Source organism: Acinetobacter sp. ANC_7513 (assembly GCF_056779915.1).
Genome location: NZ_JBWYIW010000032.1, coordinates 1 through 377, shown reverse-complemented (window position 1 = coordinate 377; position 377 = coordinate 1). Strand labels below are relative to the sequence as shown.

At 43.8% G+C, this 377-nt stretch carries 1 protein-coding gene; it reads right to left on the bottom strand.

The window, feature by feature from the left end; all coding sequences use genetic code 11:
- On the bottom strand, nt 1-377 hold a 377-nt coding region (locus AC1M9B_RS14405; RefSeq protein ID WP_481609341.1), incomplete at both ends, for an Ig-like domain-containing protein.

The window sequence follows — 377 nt, the reverse complement described above, 5'->3', positions numbered from 1 at the left end:
CCAGTTACCTTCTGGATCTACAGTCGCATCACCTGTTGCTACAGGGTTGCCATCTTTGTCTAAGATTTCAACTTTTACTGTTGCACCTGGCTCAGTCTTACCTGAGATTGTTGGTGTAGTATCGTTTGTTGGCTTAAGCTCATCGATGGTTAATTCAGGTGCTACTGTGTCAACCTCGAAGCTCTCTGGCTGAGATTCACCTGTGTTACCTGCTTGATCTGTTGCTTTTGCAACTACGTCATATTCACCATCTGCTAATTCAACTGATGGTGTATATGTCCATGTATCACCTGTAACTGTCGCTGGACCTTCTGCAACAACTTGACCGTCTTTGTCTTTAACAACGACATTTACTGTTGTTCCTGGTTCAGTTGTAC